Raw genomic sequence first — 2,620 nt, 5'->3', positions numbered from 1 at the left:
GGGCGCGCGATTTCGTCCTGCGCGGCGACGAGTTCGAGCTCGTAGCGGCGCGCATCGTAGGTGGCCTTCACGACCGCGTGCACGGCGGCGAGCGTGTGCTCGAACGCGGCGCGCACGGAGTCGCCGCGCAGCCGGCATGCGACGAAGATCGCGCTGGTCAGGTCGCCGACACCGACCGGATGCCGTGGAAACGCGTACAGCGGGCGCTGGCCGATCCACGCTTCGGTTTCGGTGACGGCGAGCATGTTGAAACGGTCGGCCGGGCTGTTGCGGTCGTGCAGGTGCTTGACGAGGATGATCTGCGGGCCGCGGCGGATCAGCGCGCGGCAGGCTTCGACGGCTTCGGCGACGGTTTCGATGCGCCGCCCGGCGAGCTTCTGCAGTTCGGTGTGGTTCGGCGACATGCCGTCCGCGAGCGCCGGCATCTCCTGGACCATGAATTCCTCGACGCCGGGCTCGGGCCGGATGCCGCCCGTCTGGCCCATCGCCGGATCGCAGAAGTACCACGCGTTCGGGTTCATCGCCTTCACCGAGCGGACGATCTCGACGGCCGCACGCGCTTGCGGCGGCGAGCCGAGGAAGCCGGACAGCACGGCATCGCAGCGCTTGAGCGCGCCGATCGCGGCGATGCCGTCGACGAGCTGCTCCATCTTCGCGGCATCGATCGCGCTGCCGGCCCAGTGGCCGTACTGCATGTGATTCGACAACTGGACGGTATTGAGCGGCCAGACGTTGATGCCGAGGCGCTGCATCGGAAACACGGCCGCACTGTTGCCGGCATGGCCGTAGATGACGTGCGACTGAATGCTGAGGACGTTTTTCATGGGAATCGCCTGCACGCGTTTCAGGGTCACGTCACACGATACCCGAGTTCGTCGCGTGCGCGGAAGTCGCGCAGCCCCGGAGTGTTGCGCGCCGTCGTCAGCACGACCGCGTAGAATCGCGGGGCGCGAGGCGGCCCGGCTGCCCGCGTGCGTCTCCAATCACCGTGATCGCCATGCTTTCGATTCGCAAGATGTTGTTTGCCGTGCGCGCCGCCGCGCTCGGTGCTGGTGTTGCCGCCGCGTGCGCCATGCCTGCCGCGGCGGTGGCCGTATCGCCCACCGGCAACGATGGGCCCGTGTACGGCCCGCGCCTGGAAGGGTTCACTTATCCGGCGCCCGTGCATCTGTACACGTTCGTGTCGCAGCGCGAAACCCTGGAGATGGCCTACCTCGACGTGGAGCCGGCGCATCCGAACGGCCGCATCGTCGTGCTGCTGCATGGGAAGAACTTCTGCGCGGCGACGTGGGAGGACACGATCGGCGTGCTGAGCCGCGCGGGCTTCCGCGTGATCGCGCCGGACCAGATCGGCTTCTGCAAGTCGTCGAAGCCTGATCGCTATCAGTACAGCTTCCAGCAGTTGGCGCGCAACACACACGCGCTGCTCGAATCGTTGGGCGTGAAGTCGGCGACGATCGTCGGTCACTCGACGGGCGGGATGCTCGCAATGCGCTACGCGCTGATGTATCCGAAGGCGACCGACCAGCTCGTGCTCGTGAACCCGATCGGTCTCGAGGACTGGAAGGCGCTCGGCGTGCCGCCGCTGTCGGTCGACTACTGGTATGCGCGCGAGCAGAAGACCACGGCCGACGGGATCCGTCGCTACGAGCAGGGCACGTACTACGCGGGCAAGTGGTCGCCGTCGTACGAGCGTTGGGTGCAGATGCTGGCAGGGATGTACCGTGGCGCCGGTCGCGACGCGGTCGCATGGAACTCCGCGCTGATCTACGACATGATCCTCACGCAGCCGGTGGTCTATGAGCTCGGCGCGATCCGCGTGCCGACGCTGTTGATGATCGGTGACAAGGACACGACCGCGATCGGCAAGGACGTCGCGCCGCCCGACGTGCATGCGAAGCTCGGCCACTATCCGGAACTCGCGAAACGCACGCAGGCCGCAATCCCGGGCGCGCAGCTCGTCGAATTCCCGGCGCTCGGGCACGCACCGCAGATCCAGGACCCGGACGCGTTCCACAAGGCGCTGCTCGACGGGCTGGAGGCCGTGCACCCGCAGTGATGCGGGGCCGGCCGCAGGCGGCCCGGGCGCGGGCCGTCAGCGCGTTTCGCTAGCGAGCTCGTCGCGGATCTGCGCGGTCAATTCGAACGAGCGCAGCCGTGCCGCGTGATCGTAGATCTGCGCGGTGACGATCAGTTCGTCGGCCCCCGTCTGCGCGATGCGGTCGCGCAGCTTGTCGCGCACCGTGTCGCGCGAGCCGACCGCCGCGAACGACAGCGAATGCGCGACGGTCGCGAGTTCGAGCTCGTTCGCCTCCAGTACATCGACCGGCGGCGGCAGCTTGCCCGGCGTGCCGCGCCGCAGGTTGATGAACTGCTGCTGCAGCGACGTGAACAGGCGCCGCGCCTCGTCGTCGGTATCGGCGACGAACACGTTGACGCCGACCATCGCATGCGGCTTCGGCCACTCGGCCGACGGCCGGTACTGCGCGCGATAGATCTCGAGTGCGCGCATCAGGTAATCCGGCGCGAAGTGCGAGGCGAACGCGAACGGCAGCCCGAGCATCGCGGCGAGCTGGGCGCTGAACAGGCTCGAGCCGAGCAGCCACACGGGCACGTCGAG

Annotated in this window: 3 protein-coding genes; 1 reads left to right on the top strand and 2 read right to left on the bottom strand. The window is 68.1% G+C overall.

Translation table 11 applies throughout. The features are described 5' to 3' along the window. Nucleotides 1-824 (bottom strand): pyridoxal kinase PdxY (gene pdxY / locus JYJ84_RS33705; RefSeq protein ID WP_205190063.1); only part of this gene is annotated, 824 nt, incomplete at its 3' end. A 173-nt stretch (nt 825-997) separates the two neighbouring features. On the opposite strand from pdxY, the gene JYJ84_RS33700 reads away from it, so the two are divergent. Beyond that, complete coding sequence (locus tag JYJ84_RS33700; protein WP_122944875.1) at nt 998-2,059, top strand: alpha/beta fold hydrolase; 1,062 nt, start codon at nt 998-1,000, stop codon at nt 2,057-2,059. 36 nt (nt 2,060-2,095) lie between these two features. On the opposite strand, the gene JYJ84_RS33695 is transcribed toward JYJ84_RS33700, so the two are convergent. After that, on the bottom strand, nt 2,096-2,620 hold a 525-nt coding region (locus JYJ84_RS33695; RefSeq protein ID WP_205190062.1), incomplete at its 5' end, for an MsnO8 family LLM class oxidoreductase.

It is taken from the genome of Burkholderia sp. LMG 13014 (assembly GCF_905232215.1).
Lineage (GTDB): Bacteria > Pseudomonadota > Gammaproteobacteria > Burkholderiales > Burkholderiaceae > Burkholderia.
This window is presented reverse-complemented; position numbering and strand designations above follow the sequence as displayed.